This window comes from Flavobacterium ardleyense (assembly GCF_033547075.1).
GTDB classification, from domain to species: Bacteria; Bacteroidota; Bacteroidia; order Flavobacteriales; family Flavobacteriaceae; genus Flavobacterium; species Flavobacterium ardleyense_A.
The window spans coordinates 988,910-1,004,778 of the sequence record NZ_CP137891.1; the positions used below are offsets into that span (position 1 = coordinate 988,910).

Below are 15,869 nucleotides of genomic sequence, written 5' to 3' on the forward strand. Positions count from 1 at the left end.
GCAAGATACTAAATAATTTGTTTTTTGTTTAAAATGGGAAGCATTATTAAAGATACAGCTCCTAAGAAAACAGTAAGTAAAGTTTGCGAAATCCAAATTAGCCAACCAAAGGCAGTGCCAACGGTTTCGGGTATACTATAAAGTAATAAAATTTGTGCGATAAGCAATGGGAATGCTCCGAATCCGCTGTTGGTAAAACCTATTGCTAAACTACCAAAAACAAATGCTGTAATAACTGCACCTATACCGATATTGCTTGTTTCTGGTAGAGCGAAAATAGAGACGTAAAACATCGCGACGTATGTAAACCAAATAAAAATGCTGTGAAATATAAAGGGCCAACGTTGTTTCATTTGAAAAACACTTAATATTCCTTCTTGCAGTCCTGCGATCTTCTCTTTTAGCTTGGTAATGATTCGCATTTTTGAATAGAGCCAAATTAAAACGGCAATAATCATAAATAAAAACCCGCCAATTGCGAGCAATATAAGTTTCTCTAGCGGTAGTGTGCTTACGAGAAATTCTTTTATAATAGTAAATTGAAATATAAATGCCGCAGCTGCAAACATCATAAAGATGATAAAATCGACAATTCTTTCGGCTACGATTGTTCCAAAAGCTTTATCAAATGGTACGGCTTCATATTTTTTGAGCACTAAGGCTCTGGAAAATTCTCCAGATCTTGGAATAGTTAGGTTGATAAAATAAGCAATACAAACCGCCATTAGATTGTTGGCAAATCTTGAATTGTATCCTAAGTGGTTTATCGCAAATTTCCATCTGTACGCTCTTGACAAAAAACCGAACGACGCTATAATTAAAGATAGCGTTATATAGAAATAATCGGCCGACTTAAAGTAGCCTTTCATTTCGAGTAATTGCGCAGAGGTAAATTGATAGTACTGGTAAATGATAAGTGATACTCCCAGTAATAGCGGCAGTATTATAGAAATCCATTTACTAAGTGGTGCTTTCAATTTTAGGTCAGCGTATTATCCAACTCATTTGGAAAAACAATACTTGGAACAAAAGATTTTGCCTCTTCCATTTCAAAAATACCGTAGGCAATAATAATTATAATGTCACCTTTTTGCACTTTTCTTGCCGCTGGACCATTAAGAGTAATCTCGCCTTTATTTCTGATGCCTTTGATAGCATAGGTTTCTAAGCGTTCGCCATTATTGATATTCACGATCGCAACTTTTTCGCCCTCCATAATGTTTGCAGCTTCCAACAGAGCCTCATCAATTGTGATACTGCCAATGTAGTTAAGATCTGCACCCGTTACGGTTACACGATGGATTTTTGATTTTACTAGTTCTATTTGCATGGGGCAAAGATAATTAATTTAAAGAAATTGTATCGATCAATCGAACATTGTTAATAAAAACTGCTATAAAGGCTTGATACTTTTCACCTTCAACAATTTCTGTGGCTGTAAGCAGAGTTTCGGCATTCGCGATTTCAAAATATTCAAGCGTAAAATGCGGATTATTTGCAAAAACTTCAGATACTTCAGCTACTAATTCTTGCAAAGATTTGGTGCCAAAGTCTTGTCTAACTTTGTATAGAGTACGGCTGATAAGTGTAGCTTCCTCTTTATTTTCTTCGGTCAGTCGTTCATTTCGTGAGCTCATCGCAAGACCGTTATGTTCTCTGTGGATAGGGCAACCGATAATATTGACAGGAATATTGTATTTTGATACCAATTTTTTTACAATTGCCAATTGCTGAAAATCTTTCTCTCCAAAGTAGGCATTTGTGGGTTTAACAATTTCGAAGAATCGCTTTAAAACGGTTCCTACTCCATCAAAATGTCCTTTTCGGAATTTCCCTTCCATTTGATCTTCAATGCCGTCAAAGTCAAAATGCTCTGATAATGTATTGTCTCCATAGACATCATTCACCTCGGGAGCATAGATTACAATCTTGCTGCTTAGATGTTCAATTTTTTCGACATCTCTGTCTAAAGTTCGAGGATATTTTGCTAAATCTTCTGCGTTATTAAACTGCGTTGGGTTTACGAAAATACTTACAACTGTGATGTCGTTTTCTGACATTGCCTTATTCATAAGTGTCAAATGACCTTGATGCAACGCACCCATTGTTGGAACAAATCCGATCGAACTGCTTTTAAGCGACTGTAGATGATCAATTAGGTCGGCTTTCTTGTTGAAAATCAGCATCTATATTTTTTTAAAGGATTGCAAATCTAAGATTTTTGTTAATAACTGAGCAATTTTTCGTAAATTTGCATGTTTTTTAACGCCAAATAAATAAATACAAAGCAAATGGAGGATAAGAGGATATTATACGTATCATCGGAAGTAGTGCCTTATCTGGCTGAGAATGAAGTATCTCTAATGTCTTATGACGTTCCGAAAATGATTAATGATCAAGGAGGACAAATTAGAATCTTTATGCCACGATATGGAAATATTAATGAGAGAAGACACCAATTGCACGAAGTTATCAGGCTTTCGGGGATGAATTTAGTAGTCAATGACTTAGATATGCCATTAATAATTAAGGTGGCTTCTATTCCTAAAGAAAGAATTCAGGTTTACTTTATTGATAATGATGAATACTTCAAACGCAAAGCTACCTTTACGGACGAAGAGGGGATTATGTACCCGGATAATGACGAACGCGCTATTTTCTTTGCAAAGGGAGTTGTCGAGACAGTAAAGAAATTAAATTGGGTTCCAGACATCATACATGTGCACGGTTGGATGGCAGGAGTTTTGCCGCTATACCTAAAACATTACTATAAAGATGATGCTCTTTTTGAAAACACTAAAATTGTAACATCTGTTTATGGACAGTCATTTGAGGGATCTTTAAATGAGAAGATGATTGACAAAATATTGTTTGATGGAATCGCGAAGGATGAGGTTGAGTTGCTTGAAGATCCAAGTTATGAAAATATTATTAAAATATCTGTAAACAACTCAGATGCAGTGATTATAGCATCGGAAAGCGTGCCTGCAAATTTAACTAAATATATAGAATCGTCCGGTAAACCTTTTTTACCTTTCGTGCCGAAAGACGGGTTCGCAGAAGCGTATACTGAATTTTACAAAAATACTGTTCTATAATTAACTATTCTATTGTTTTATGAATTTCAACTCTTTGTTTAAAACTGTTGTTTTTGCTTGTGCTATTAGCTTGTTTGCGTCTTGTGATAAAGATTATAATGAAATCGGTTCGGAAATTGTGGGCGACGATAATTTTGGTTTTGAGAAATACAGCGACGCTAGCGTGGTACTGTACAATCAGAAAATCGGTCCTGTAGCTACCAATAATCTTCCCTTAAATAAGTTGGGAATTTATAACAGTCCTGTTTTTGGGAAAACTACGGCCAATATAGTTACACAAATCGCCTTAGCTGCGCAAAATATTTCTATTGGAACAAATCCAGAAGTGACAAGCGTTGATCTTTCTATAGAATACTTTAGTACAAAAAGATCTACCGACGCTACAACTGGAAACAGTATTTACGAGTTAGATTCGATTTATGGATCGGGGAAAATAAATTTAGAAGTCTTTGAGTCTACTTTCTATATGAAGGATTTAGATCCATCTAGTGGTTTTCAAGAAGGTCAGAAATATTACTCCAACCAAGCTGCTGATTTTGATGCAGCAAAAAATCCTGTAGCACTCAATGACGATGCTGCCGCTACTCAAAATGATGAATTTGTTTTTAGTCCTGCTGAAATACTTACTTATAAAGATGTTGATGGTGTTCAGGTCGTAGATACGAGGTCGAATCCAGCATTACAATTGAAGCTTAACAAAGCGTTTTTTCAAAATAAATTATTTGGACCTCAGGCAGCAGGTAAATTAGTTAATAATAATATCTTCCAAGAATATTTTAGAGGTTTGTACTTTAAAGCAAGTCCAGCAGCAGGTGCCGCAGATGCGGGATCTATGGCTTTACTAAATATGTCAAAAGGTACTGTCAAAGTAACCTATAAGCAAGATGGTACTACTAGTACCGACGGCGTAGTGGATAGAGTTGAAAAGACTTTAGAATTAAAATTAAATGGCAATATTGCCAATGTTTATACCTACGAGAATAATGCAACTTACATAGCAAATACAACTCAAAACGTAAATACTACCGTTGGTGATGATAAGCTTTACCTTAATGGAGGTGAAGGCTCGATGGCAGTTATAAATCTTTTTGGAGCTGATGCAAATAATGATGGATTGGCGGACGAATTGGCAGATTTACGTACAAAAGGCTGGTTGATCAATGATGCAAGTATTACGTTTTTTATTGATAATGCGACGATGGCAAATACGCCAGAACCAAATCGCGTTTACTTGTATGACTTAAAAAATAAGCGACCTCTTCCTGACTATTATAATGCTGATACGAGTGTTGATCCAAAGTTTAAGCGTAAGATCCACGGAGGCATCATTACAAAAGAATCTGGTACTGGTGGTCGTGGTGTTTACTACAAAGTAAGAATTACAAATCACATCAGAAATTTATTAAAATCAACATCCGATTCAACTAATGTTCCTTTAGGGCTTGTAGTTACAGAAGGAATTGATATTATTGTAAATTCAAAATTAAAGACGGCAATTTCGCCTCTTATAAAAGAAGTCCCAGCAGCAAGCGTTTTAAATCCTTTGGGGACTGTCCTTTTTGGTAACACAGCAAATGTTCCAGCGGACAAAAGAGTTAAGTTAGAAATTTATTATACCAAACCAAATTAGAAGCGTATGTGTGGAATTGTAGGTTACATCGGGCACCGAGAAGCATATCCAATTATTATAAAAGGATTACAGAGATTAGAATACCGTGGATACGATAGTGCCGGTGTTATGGTCTATAATGAAGATGGAATGTTAGTTTGCAAAACCAAAGGAAAAGTTGCAGATTTAGCATCAAAATGTGAAAGCGAATTAAATCTTGTAGGAAATCTAGGAATGGGTCACACTAGGTGGGCTACCCATGGAGTTCCTAACGATGTCAACTCTCATCCTCACGTTTCAAATTCTGGTAATCTTTCAATTATTCATAATGGAATCATTGAAAATTATGAGCCATTAAAAATTGAACTGATCAAAAGAGGATATACTTTTACTTCTGATACTGATACAGAAGTGTTAATAAATTTGATAGAAGACGTTCAGAAGACTGATAATCTTAAATTAGGAAAAGCAGTTCAAGTAGCGCTTAATCAGGTTGTCGGTGCATACGCGATTGTTGTATTTGATGTGCGTAAACCTAATGAACTAGTGGTAGCTCGTTTGGGTAGTCCATTAGCGATTGGTATTGGTGAAAATGAATATTTCATCGCGTCTGATGCTACTCCATTTATCGAATATACTTCAAATGCAATCTATCTCGAAGATGAGGAAATGGCAATTGTAAGACTTCATAAACCTTTGAAGATTCGCAAAATTAAAGACGACACTTATGTTGATCCTTATATTCAAGAATTACAGTTGAATTTGGAGCAGATAGAGAAAAGTGGTTACGATCACTTTATGCTTAAAGAAATTTATGAGCAGCCTAGTGTTATCAAGGATACATACAGAGGACGTTTGCTAGCAGATCAAGGCATTATCAGAATGGCTGGAATTGAGGATAATTTAGAAAAGTTCCTCCAAGCCCCGCGTATTATTATTATCGCTTGTGGTACTTCTTGGCATGCTGGTCTTGTAGCTGAATATATATTTGAAGAATTTGTAAGAATTCCAGTAGAAGTAGAGTATGCTTCTGAATTTAGATACAGAAATCCAGTTATAAATAAAGGAGATATCGTTATTGCAATTTCACAATCAGGTGAAACGGCAGATACTCTTGCAGCTATCAAATTAGCAAAACAAAAAGGTGCTTTCGTATTTGGAGTTTGTAACGTGGTAGGATCTTCAATCTCTCGTGAGACAGATGCTGGAGCTTATACACACGCAGGTCCAGAAATAGGAGTAGCTTCTACAAAAGCATTCACGACTCAAATTACTGTTCTTACAATGATTGCATTGAGACTTGCTCAAGCAAAAGGCACGTTGAGCAAATCTGAATTACAATTATATTTACAAGAGTTGTCTAATATCCCTACTAAGGTAGAAGAGTGTTTAGAAACTAACGAACAGGCAAAAATTATTGCAGCAGCAATGAAAGATGCGCCAAACTGTCTGTACTTAGGTCGAGGATATAATTTTCCAGTAGCCCTTGAAGGAGCATTAAAATTAAAAGAGATTTCTTATATTCATGCAGAAGGATATCCGGCGGCAGAAATGAAGCACGGACCGATTGCTTTGATTGATGAACATATGCCAGTTGTGGTAATTGCGCCTAAGCAAGGTCATTACGATAAAGTGGTAAGTAATATTCAAGAAATTAAAGCGCGTAAGGGACAGATTATCGCGGTTGTAACCAAAGGCGATACTCAAGTTCGTGAGCTTGCAGATTACGTCTTGGAAGTTCCAGATACAGCTGATGCATTATCGCCACTACTAACAACAATTCCGTTGCAATTACTGTCTTATCACATTGCAGTGATGAGAGAGTGTAACGTAGATCAGCCTAGAAACTTAGCGAAGTCTGTTACAGTTGAATAAGTAATTAAACTGAATAAATATAAAAAGGGTCTAAATATAAATTTAGACCCTTTTGCATTTAATATAAGTAGCGAATTTGCACTATTTCATATAAACGGCTTTAAAAACTGCCAAGGGTGCTCTTCTGCCCACATTCAGGCTTAATTCGTCGTTTACAATTGTATAATTATCTGCCTGATCAAGTACTTGCAAAAATGTGTGTTCAGTTACAACTCCGTCACAAGCTTTCATCGTAGTTGCAATTGTTCCAAATTTAATCCGGTTTCCATCTTCAAGGGTGTAATCGCCAGAAAAAGAGTTACAACCCGCAAAGCCATTAACTGTTTTATCATGTGATTTTAGAGTTAAAAATACTTCTCTTTCTTGTCCTTCAACCATTGTTACTGCTTGTCCTTCGAGTGTAACTAATTTCCAATATTTATCAGTAATTACATTGTCCTTTTCTACCTCTGTATCGGCATTATTCTGTGTTGCTGAATCAGTTTTCTTAGTAGTGTTACAACTTACCATTGTAGCAATAATGGCAAATAATGTGATAATTTTTACTTTCATAGCTTTTGTTTTTATGTAAAGTTGTCATTAAATCTTCAATCATCCAACCATGCAACTTGTAACTTTAATCATTTTCAACTACTATTGTTAAACTAAGGTCGCGAAATCTTAAAATTATTCCCAAAAATATATGCTTGCATAGTATCATGAATTTTTGCAATTGCCTGATAAATGTGTAATTAGTATTGATTTAGTAGTTATGCTTTTCACAATCGTCAATAATTACTGTTAAAATCAAATTAAAATTGTTAATTTAATAATTTTTTAGAAATATTCTCAGATCGTAATTTTATTTGTACTTTGGCATTAACTAACCATTAAACCAAATCGAAATGAAAATGTATTTATTAATGTTGTCATTGTTTCTTTGCGGCACCGCCTTTGCGCAAAATTCAATTACAGGTACCGTACTTGATGGTTCTAATATGCCAATTCCGGGAGCCAACATCACACTTTTAGGAGAGACGATAGGCACGGTTTCTGACGATGATGGTAAATTTATTTTGGCTACAGCCAAAACTTTACCTATTCAAATCGAAATCTCCAGTATAGGATATACGACACAGATTGTCAGAGTAAGTAATCAAAATCCTATTTCAGTTAAACTTTTAGACGAATCAACAAAATTAAATGAAATTGTAGTTTCTGCTTCGAGAACGCCAGAACGTATTATTGAATCGCCGGTAACTATTGAAAGAATGGGACTTAAAGATATTAAGGAAACAACTGCTGCAACTTTTTATGATGGTCTAGAAAATCTGAAGGAAGTACACTTTAATACTAGTAGTCTCTCTTTTAAAACTGTTAATACTAGGGGGTTTGCATCAGTAGGAAATACCCGTTTTATGCAATTAGTGGATGGAATGGATAACTCGTCACCAGCGCTGAACTTTATTTTAGGAAATCTTATCGGACTTTCTGAACTTGATGTTGCAAGTGTCGAACTTTTACCAGGTGCATCATCTGCGCTTTATGGAGCAAATGCTTTTAATGGTATTTTGTTTATGAATAGTAAAAGTCCATTTACCTATCAAGGAATTAGTACTTATTTTAAATATGGAAAGACTTCGCAGCAAGCTGCTGGAACCAACGATTATTATGATTTTGGATTTAGAGCTGCTACTGCTTTTACAGAAAAATGGGCAGCAAAAGGGAATTTTACTTTGCTAAAAGGTAAAGAGTGGATTGCCAATGATGATAGAAGTGTTACTAAAGGTGGAAACACTAGAGATACTAATCAAAACTACGATGGATTAAATATATACGGAGATGAAGTAACAACTTTCATTCCTAATGTTGGTCAAGTAAGTCGTACAGGTTATAGAGAACAAGATTTAAGTGATAATAAAATTGAAAGTGTAAAGGCGGATTTCTCTCTTCACTTTAAGCCAATTACAGATAGCAATCTTGAATTAATTGCCCAATACAAATTAGGGTTAGGAAGCACTATTTATCAGGGTGCAAACCGTTACTCACTGAAAAACTTTTTTATGAATCAAATTAAGTTTGAAGTAAAAAATGACAACTTCTTTGTGCGTGCATATATGACGGGTGAGGATGCAGGAGATTCTTACGACATGCGTTTCGCGGGATGGAATGTAAATAGAGCTTGGAAATCAGATCAGCAGTGGTTTACAAATTACGCGACCGCGTTTCAATTAGCGGGGGCCGTTTTGGGATCTACAGCTGATCAAGCTGCCGGAATTGGAAGACAATATGCAGATTACAATCAATTGCCAGCAGGACTTCAAGGATTGCCACAATTTGCAGTGCCACCAACAGGAGGGCCAAGATACATGCCTGGAACGGCACAATTTGATCAAGCGTTGGCAAAAGTAATTTTGAATCCAGATCTTAGAGAAGGAGCGAAATTTGAAGACAACTCTAAAATTTACCATGCTGATGTAAATTACAACTTTAAAGAAATTGTCAAAATTGCCGAAATACAAGTTGGAGGTTCGGTTAGAGAGTACGAAATGAATTCAAACGGGTCGATCTTTACAGATTATGACGGACCAATCAAATACAATGAATACGGTATATATACACAAGTTACTAAAAAATTTCTTGCTGACGATCGTTTAAAATTCACGGGATCTATACGATATGACAAAAGTGAAAACTTTGACGGATCTTATTCTCCACGTCTGGCATTTGTGTATGGAGCAGGAGCTCAGAAAAGACATAACTTTAGAGTTTCTTATCAGACAGGGTTTAGAAATCCTACTACACAAGATCAATACATTGGTCTTGATCTAGGGCCCTTTGCATTAATTGGATCAGCGCCAGAAAATCTTACAAGATTTGTTGAAACTCAGAATGTGAGTGCAAGCGGACAGAATTTGCCTGGAGTTGGTGCAACAGTTGTTATGGATGGTACAAACGCCTATAACAATTCTTACACAGTAGCTTCGGTTCAAAAATTTGCTGCGTCTCAAAATCCTGCAGACTTGCAAGTTGCAAATATTGGGCTAGTAAAGCCAGAGCGTGTTCAAGCTTTTGAATTAGGATATCGCTCGGTTTTAGAAAATGATTTTTCTATTGATATCAATGGATATTACAATATCTACAACGATTTCTTGAATACCTCTAGAGTGATTTCTCCATATTATGGAACTGTTGGAACAGATATGACAAATCCAGCAACACAACTTACTTACGCAGCAATTGCAAATGGTGACCGAAGAGTATACCAAGTTTATTCAAACTCCAAAACAGAAGTAAACTCGGTAGGTGTAGGGGTTGGACTTAATAAAAAAGTGTATGCCGATTTTGAAGCAGGAATAAGCTATAACTTCTCCGACTTCGATTTTGATGCAGAGAAAAGCCCAGGTTTTATCCCAGGATTTAACACACCTAAACATAGGGTAAAAGCTTCTTTAGGAAATTCAAAATTATTTACAAACTTTGGTTTTAACCTTAATGTAAGATGGAATGATAGTTACTTATGGCAATCAAGTTTTGGTGATGGTATCATCAAAGAAAATACTGTTCTTGATGCGCAGGTTAATTATGCTATACCAAAACTTAAATCTGTTATCAAGCTAGGTGCTTCAAATTTATTTGGAGAAGATTATACTCAGGTAATTGGTGCGGGTGCTATAGGACAGCAATGGTTTGCATCTATAACAATCAATCCTTAATTAATTAGATTCTTTAAATTTATATCCAATGATAAAAAACTTTAAATGGCTACTATTTGTTTCTTTAGCATTTGTAGCGTGCGATAATAATGATCTTGAAGATGATGTGGTACAATTGGCACCGCTGACCGCTGGATCTGCCGACTTTTCTAAATATGTTGCGGTTGGAAATTCTCTAACTTCTGGTTTTAGTGACAACGCCTTATTTAGATCGGGCCAAGAAAATTCCTTTCCTAATATTTTAGCGAAGCAATTTGCAGAAGTTGGAGGAGGCGAATTTAAAATCCCCTATACTAATGACAATCTTGGCGGCTTGTTATTTATGGGCAATGTGATTCAGCCAACAAGATTGTATTTTAATGGTGTGGGACCAGTCAATGTTGCCGGCACTCCAACTAATGAAGTTACACAGAAATTAACGGGACCTTTTAATAATATGGGAGTTCCTGGAGCTAAGATATTCCACTTAGTTGCTCCTGGTTACGGCAATCCCGCGGGAGTTCCTACTGGGCAAGCAAATCCATATTTTGCTAGATTTGCCTCTTCAAATACTGCGACTATCTTAGGAGATGCTATGGCGCAAGCGCCAACATTCTTTTCTCTTTGGATTGGTAACAATGATGTGTTGAGTTATGCTACTTCTGGAGGTTCAGGGACCAATCAGTTAGGAAATACGGATCCATCAACTTATGGCGGCAATGACATTACAGATCCTCAAGTGTTTGGGGCTATTTATAGTTCTTTAGTAAATGGTCTTATTGGGTCGGGTGGAGCAAAAGGCGTCGTTGCCAATATTCCTTATGTGACTTCTATTCCATTTTTCAGGACTGTACCATTTAATGCCGTGCCATTACCAGAAGCTAATGCAGCACAATTAAATGCTGGTTACGCGCAGTACAACGGTGGTTTGCAGCAAGCTTTAGGTTTGGGAGCAATCACTGCCGAAGAAGCAGCAAGGAGAAAGATTGTATTTAAAGCAGGTCAAAATGCAGTGGTGATGGTAGATAGTTACCTAACAGATCTTAGTGCGTTTGGAATTCCTTCTTATAGACAAGCAACCAAAGACGATTTAATTATCCTGACTGCTCGTACCTTTATTGGAACTACAGTGGGTGGAAATCCAGCGCTTATCAACGGTGTATCGGTACCACTCGCAGACAATTGGGTCTTGTCAAAAGAAGAGGTTGCCGAAGTAAAAGTAGCAGTTGATTCGTATAATGCAATAATCAAGAGTATTGCTACAGAGAAAAATTTAGCTTTTGTGGATGTTAATAAAACTCTGTCAGCTTTGTTTGCCAGCGGATTAAACTACGGGAATTACAATTTGACTGCAACTTACGTAACTGGAGGCGCTTTCTCACTTGACGGAGTTCACCCGGGCGCGAGAGGATATGCTTATATGGCTAATAAATTTGCCGAAGCAATCAATGCGCAATATGGTTCAACCTTGAGAGGAGTTGACATAGGACAATATTCTGCCTTATATCCGCAGAATTTACCATAAATGATTGATAGTTGATTATTTGAATTTGTTTATTTGTTTAAAAAAAACCACCGAAATTCTCGGTGGTTTTTGATTTTAATAATAGAGAAGGTAATCGGAGATAAAAGAATAGGAAATAGGAATTGGGGAATAGGGTTGAGCCTAGCCAATGTGGAGAAGATTAAAGATTGGGCAATGGAGAATCGGCAAATACTATGCTCCAAAAGATTTGATGAATATTTGACAGTCAAAATCAACACTAGGAGCTATAGTCTATTCAAAAAAGGAAATCCATTTAAAAGAAAAATCCAATCACAATCAACCAACAAATCATCAATCAATCCACAAGTCTTCAGCCCCGATAGCAACGGAAATCCCGGCATTGGGAATTTGCTTTTTTGGTAGCAGCGGCGGGCAAGAGCGACCAACGGAAGCTCCTTGCCTGCGACTGCTACCGCAAATACCCTTGCCGAATTGCAGAGAATAGCGGGAAATGCTGCACTGAAAAATTGTATAATGTAAGAATTGTATAATGTCTGTATATTGTAATAATTGTCCACTGTAGGAATAGATAGTGGTTAATATGAGAATTGTAGAAGTACAACCATAAAATTTAATTAGTAGATTGGAATTTACGGGTCAGGTACTCTAACAGTGATCCACCCTTAAACAAACGTATAAAATGCCAATCGAGAATATCTTTTAGAGAAATCCACTTGATTATAAAATATTATATTTAGGCAACCTAAATTCCAGAGATGCTTTTCCATATCAAAAAATGCAAATCGTAAATTCCTATTCCCACTCCTTAAATCGCGCAAAATCTCCCCTTAATAATTGATTAAGCATCTTTTAAGTTTTTATATTGATTATCTATTGATTTTTTATTTAAAAAAAATTACCTTTGCGCTCTGAAAAAGGAGGTTAGTCATAATTCGTAGAGACACTTAGGTGCTCTTGAAATTTTATAAAAATCTCTTAAACCGACCTATAGCATAAAAAAAATGCTGTTTCGGAGTTTTCAAACAAACCTAAAACGCTATTTAATAAATACATAAGCAATGTCAAAAGTAATAGGAAAAGTTGCACAAATTATCGGGCCAGTTGTCGATGTAGTTTTCAACGGTAAAGATGTTGAACTTCCAAAAATTTATGATTCACTAGAAATCACTAAAAAAGACGGTACATTATTGATTCTTGAAGTACAATCTCACATTGGAGAAAACACTGTACGTACCATTTCTATGGACTCTACAGATGGTTTGAGCCGTGGATGGGAAGTTGTAGGAACAGGAAATCCTATTAAAATGCCAATTGGACCAGACGTTTACGGACGTTTGTTCAACGTAATTGGTGACGCTATCGACGGATTGGGTAATTTGCCTAAAACTGGAGACGACGGATTGTCAATTCACCGCCAAGCACCAAAATTCGAGGATCTATCTACTTCTTCTGAAGTGCTTTTTACTGGAATTAAAGTAATTGACCTTATTGAGCCTTACTCAAAAGGGGGTAAAATTGGATTGTTCGGTGGAGCAGGAGTTGGAAAAACAGTATTGATTCAGGAATTGATTAACAATATCGCAAAAGGACACGGTGGACTTTCTGTATTTGCAGGAGTAGGTGAAAGAACACGTGAAGGAAACGATTTGTTGCGTGAGATGCTTGAGTCTGGAATTATAAAATACGGTGACGAATTTATGCACTCTATGGAAAATGGAGGATGGGATTTGTCTAAAGTAGATATGCCAGGAATGAGAGAGTCAAAAGCTACTTTCGTTTTCGGTCAAATGAATGAGCCACCAGGAGCTCGTGCTCGTGTAGCACTTTCTGGACTTTCTATCGCTGAATATTTCCGTGATGGGGCAGGAACAGATCAAGGAAAAGACGTTTTGTTTTTCGTTGATAATATTTTCCGTTTTACACAAGCAGGATCAGAGGTTTCGGCATTATTAGGTCGTATGCCATCTGCAGTAGGATACCAGCCAACATTGGCAACAGAAATGGGTGCGATGCAAGAACGTATTACATCTACAAACAAAGGATCTATTACATCTGTACAGGCGGTTTACGTTCCTGCGGATGATTTAACTGACCCTGCACCGGCAACAACATTTGCCCACCTTGACGCAACAACGGTATTGTCTCGTAAAATTGCGGAGCTTGGAATTTACCCAGCGGTAGATCCTCTAGATTCAACTTCTAGAATCCTTACGCCAGAAATTTTAGGAAATGAGCACTACGACTGTGCACAAAGAGTAAAAGAGATTCTACAAAAATATAAGCAACTTCAAGATATTATCGCTATTCTTGGTATGGAGGAACTTTCTGAAGAGGATAAACTTTCGGTATCTAGAGCACGTCGTGTACAGCGTTTCTTGTCTCAGCCGTTCCACGTTGCAGAGCAATTTACAGGATTAAAAGGTGTTCTTGTAGACATTAAAGATACCATCAAAGGATTTAATATGATCATTGATGGAGAACTTGACCACTTGCCAGAATCTGCTTTCAACCTTAAAGGGACAATTGAAGAAGCAATCGAAGCAGGAGAAAAAATGTTGGCAGAAGCTTAATAGCAGCCTAATTTTAAGTAAAGAAAATTATGACTTTAGAAATAATATCTCCAGAAGCAGCTTTGTTTAAAGGTGTGGTTAGCTCGGTAAAATTGCCAGGAATTGATGGGAGTTTTCAAATCCTTAACAATCACGCGCCGATAGTTTCTACTCTTACAGAAGGTATTGTAGATGTGGAAGTTCTTAATGTTGAGTACGTTCAGGAACTAGAACCGAGCATTACAAAAGTGACACCAACCCGTTTCACTTTCGCAATCGGATCAGGAACACTCGAGATGAATAACAATAAAATCATCGTTCTAGTAGACTAAACGACAGATTATTATATATAGAAAATGCCTAGCAGAGATGTTAGGCATTTTTTTTTCGTTTTTTTTTGAAGCTAATCCAGCTTTCCACTTCAATTCCTCGGCACAAAACTTTTTTTGCAATGCCACATAAGGAGCTTCCGCTGGTCGCTCTTCTGTGTCAGCAAAAAATAGTTTTCTTGCCTGCGGGATTTTCGCTGCAATCTGGGCTAGGGATGGGCGGTGTGATTAGAAGATTTAATTTTTAATTGAGATCTTGGGAACTTGATGTAGTTGTTAAAGGAGATTATAATGTTTCTTCTATGCAGCGCAAATTTGTCATTTGGATGAAGGAGACGAACGCAAAGCAAACGAGCGAAATAAATCACATAATATTTCGCGAAAAAAATGCACTTACTTGTCATTTCTCGAAATAACTCTAATCTTTAGCAACAACAATAATAGGTTTTTCATTTCGATGAATCATTTCTTACTATCGCAAACCGCTACCGCAAACTTGTCATTTCGACGAAGGAGACCCGAGCAAAGCGAACGGGCGAAGCAAATCACATAATATTTCGCGATAAAATGCACATATTTTGTTATTTTATTTCAGGAAGAGTTATGAGACGAAGGAGACCCGAGCAAAGCGAAGAGGTGAAGCAAATGACATAACACTTCGAAATTTACTCTTTAAAGTTACTTTAAATAGTCAAAAATGTAGTTTACATGTATATTATATTATCTATTTTTATCTTATTTCACTATATTTGTATAATATACTATCTATTATGTCTCAATACAGTATTATAAAATCGCCTGCCAAAGTTATGCAGGAGCTAGTTACAAAAACTCAGCAACTGCGTAAACAAAACGGAGTATCACAACTCGAGTTGGCTAAACGTTCTGGAGTTTCTTTTGGCAGTATCAAACGATTTGAAACAACGGGTCAAATATCATTAGAATCTCTACTAAAGATTGGTTACTTTTTTAATCGTCTCGAAGATTTCACAACAGTATTCAAGGTTAATGAAGATTTAAAAAATGTGGAAAAATTATTCAGCGATAAAACCCGATAGGTATGAAACGCATAGAAAAAGTTGTCGTTTCCATTGACTTTGGAGATAGGGGAGCATAGTTAAAGATTCGAGGGACTTAATCGAAAAAAAAATGCAGAGCATTTTAAAACTATAGCTTATTTTTAAATATTGTGGATCGCAAGATAGAGTTCGTTTCGCTTTATAAAAAT

Annotated in this window: 12 protein-coding genes; 8 read left to right on the plus strand and 4 right to left on the minus strand. The window is 36.5% G+C overall.

Going from position 1 to position 15,869, the window contains the following annotated elements:
* Positions 1-8: 8 nt before the first annotated feature.
* Genes SBO79_RS04260 through panC form a run of 3 tightly spaced genes read right to left on the minus strand, consistent with a single transcriptional unit; the run spans position 9 to position 2,186 of the window.
* Positions 9-977, minus strand: a complete 969-nt coding sequence (locus tag SBO79_RS04260) for a lysylphosphatidylglycerol synthase transmembrane domain-containing protein (RefSeq protein WP_318642278.1) — start codon at positions 975-977, stop codon at positions 9-11.
* 2 nt (positions 978-979) lie between these two features.
* Positions 980-1,330: an aspartate 1-decarboxylase gene (gene panD, locus SBO79_RS04265; protein WP_318642279.1), complete on the minus strand. Its 351-nt coding sequence runs from the start codon at positions 1,328-1,330 to the stop codon at positions 980-982.
* A 13-nt stretch (positions 1,331-1,343) separates the two neighbouring features.
* The gene (panC, locus tag SBO79_RS04270) at positions 1,344-2,186 is read right to left on the minus strand and encodes a pantoate--beta-alanine ligase (protein WP_318642281.1); all 843 of its coding nucleotides are present in this window, start codon (positions 2,184-2,186) and stop codon (positions 1,344-1,346) included.
* 105 nt (positions 2,187-2,291) lie between these two features.
* On the opposite strand from panC, the gene SBO79_RS04275 reads away from it, so the two are divergent.
* The 3 genes from SBO79_RS04275 to glmS are packed head-to-tail and all read left to right on the plus strand — an operon-like array spanning position 2,292 to position 6,582.
* Entirely contained in the window at positions 2,292-3,098 is an 807-nt protein-coding gene (locus SBO79_RS04275; protein ID WP_318642282.1) for a glycogen/starch synthase, read from the plus strand.
* A 19-nt stretch (positions 3,099-3,117) separates the two neighbouring features.
* Positions 3,118-4,728, plus strand: a complete 1,611-nt coding sequence (locus tag SBO79_RS04280) for a BamH family beta-barrel-assembly machinery protein (protein ID WP_318642283.1) — start codon at positions 3,118-3,120, stop codon at positions 4,726-4,728.
* Between the two features lie 6 nt (positions 4,729-4,734).
* A complete protein-coding gene (gene glmS / locus SBO79_RS04285) occupies positions 4,735-6,582 on the plus strand; it encodes a glutamine--fructose-6-phosphate transaminase (isomerizing) (protein WP_318642284.1) in 1,848 nt (615 codons plus the stop codon).
* A gap of 81 nt (positions 6,583-6,663) precedes the next feature.
* Here glmS and SBO79_RS04290 read toward each other — a convergent pair whose 3' ends face one another.
* Entirely contained in the window at positions 6,664-7,134 is a 471-nt protein-coding gene (locus tag SBO79_RS04290) for an META domain-containing protein (RefSeq protein ID WP_318642286.1), read from the minus strand.
* Between the two features lie 332 nt (positions 7,135-7,466).
* On the opposite strand from SBO79_RS04290, the gene SBO79_RS04295 reads away from it, so the two are divergent.
* The 5 genes from SBO79_RS04295 to SBO79_RS04315 all read left to right on the plus strand — a co-directional run bounded on the left by SBO79_RS04295 (position 7,467) and on the right by SBO79_RS04315 (position 15,699).
* On the plus strand, positions 7,467-10,277 hold the full coding sequence (locus tag SBO79_RS04295) for a carboxypeptidase-like regulatory domain-containing protein (protein ID WP_318642288.1): 2,811 nt from the start codon (positions 7,467-7,469) through the stop codon (positions 10,275-10,277).
* A 28-nt stretch (positions 10,278-10,305) separates the two neighbouring features.
* Complete coding sequence (locus SBO79_RS04300; RefSeq protein ID WP_318642290.1) at positions 10,306-11,781, plus strand: G-D-S-L family lipolytic protein; 1,476 nt, start codon at positions 10,306-10,308, stop codon at positions 11,779-11,781.
* Between the two features lie 1,040 nt (positions 11,782-12,821).
* Positions 12,822-14,333, plus strand: coding sequence for a F0F1 ATP synthase subunit beta (gene atpD / locus SBO79_RS04305; protein WP_318642292.1), 1,512 nt, complete (start codon positions 12,822-12,824; stop codon positions 14,331-14,333).
* A 29-nt stretch (positions 14,334-14,362) separates the two neighbouring features.
* A complete protein-coding gene (locus SBO79_RS04310; protein WP_318642294.1) occupies positions 14,363-14,644 on the plus strand; it encodes a F0F1 ATP synthase subunit delta/epsilon in 282 nt (93 codons plus the stop codon).
* Between the two features lie 767 nt (positions 14,645-15,411).
* Positions 15,412-15,699, plus strand: coding sequence for a helix-turn-helix domain-containing protein (locus SBO79_RS04315; protein WP_318642296.1), 288 nt, complete (start codon positions 15,412-15,414; stop codon positions 15,697-15,699).
* Positions 15,700-15,869: the final 170 nt, after the last annotated feature.

Bases quoted from the DNA above. Each gene is read 5' to 3' on its own strand.
- panD (WP_318642279.1), bottom strand. From the start codon at position 1,330: ATGCAAATAGAACTAGTAAAATCAAAAATCCATCGTGTAACCGTAACG.
- panC (WP_318642281.1), bottom strand. From the start codon at position 2,186: ATGCTGATTTTCAACAAGAAAGCCGACCTAATTGATCATCTACAGTCG.
- SBO79_RS04275 (WP_318642282.1), top strand. From the start codon at position 2,292: ATGGAGGATAAGAGGATATTATACGTATCATCGGAAGTAGTGCCTTAT.
- SBO79_RS04280 (WP_318642283.1), top strand. From the start codon at position 3,118: ATGAATTTCAACTCTTTGTTTAAAACTGTTGTTTTTGCTTGTGCTATT.
- glmS (WP_318642284.1), top strand. From the start codon at position 4,735: ATGTGTGGAATTGTAGGTTACATCGGGCACCGAGAAGCATATCCAATT.
- SBO79_RS04290 (WP_318642286.1), bottom strand. From the start codon at position 7,134: ATGAAAGTAAAAATTATCACATTATTTGCCATTATTGCTACAATGGTA.
- SBO79_RS04295 (WP_318642288.1), top strand. From the start codon at position 7,467: ATGAAAATGTATTTATTAATGTTGTCATTGTTTCTTTGCGGCACCGCC.
- SBO79_RS04300 (WP_318642290.1), top strand. From the start codon at position 10,306: ATGATAAAAAACTTTAAATGGCTACTATTTGTTTCTTTAGCATTTGTA.
- atpD (WP_318642292.1), top strand. From the start codon at position 12,822: ATGTCAAAAGTAATAGGAAAAGTTGCACAAATTATCGGGCCAGTTGTC.
- SBO79_RS04310 (WP_318642294.1), top strand. From the start codon at position 14,363: ATGACTTTAGAAATAATATCTCCAGAAGCAGCTTTGTTTAAAGGTGTG.
- SBO79_RS04315 (WP_318642296.1), top strand. From the start codon at position 15,412: ATGTCTCAATACAGTATTATAAAATCGCCTGCCAAAGTTATGCAGGAG.